The organism is Vibrio sp. 704, from assembly GCF_033339295.1.
On record NZ_JAWOUH010000965.1, the window covers coordinates 1 to 530 of the forward strand.

At 48.1% G+C, this 530-nt stretch carries 1 protein-coding gene; it reads right to left on the reverse strand.

Going from position 1 to position 530, the window contains the following annotated elements:
- Positions 1–530, reverse strand: a 530-nt coding sequence (locus tag R7R24_RS30130) for a cytochrome c oxidase subunit 3 (RefSeq protein ID WP_318120645.1), incomplete at both ends; no start/stop codon positions are given.

Sequence of the window (530 nt, forward strand, 5' to 3'; positions counted from 1 at the left end):
TGAAAACCAGTAAGCATAAAGAACGTATTGCCATAAACCCCCGATTGAAGCGTGAGCCCCATTTCCTGATAAGCGTGAATGTACTCTTTGGCTTGATAGAACAAGAAAAAGCCCGCCAACACGATGGTGATTTCAAGCCACACGACTAACGCTGTGCGTCGGTTTTTCTCCAAACTGATGTGTGCCATGTGTAACGTGATAGAAGAGAGAAGCAAAATAATGGTGTTAGTGAGCGGAATACCTTGCCAAGGCATCGCTTGGGTGCTTTCCCCACTTGGCGTTGTCGTGAGCGGCCACATTGCTTCAAAGCTTGGCCACAATACTTCATTGGTCATGAGGTTATTATCAGCCCCTCCTAACCAAGGGACAGACACCATTCTGGCGTAAAACAGCGCTCCGAAAAACGCGCCAAAGAACATCACTTCTGAAAACATGAACCAACTCATCCCCTGACGAAATGATCGCGTGATCTGCGCGCTGTATTTGCCCGTCAACGATTCGGTGATGACGTTACTAACCCACCCTGCCAA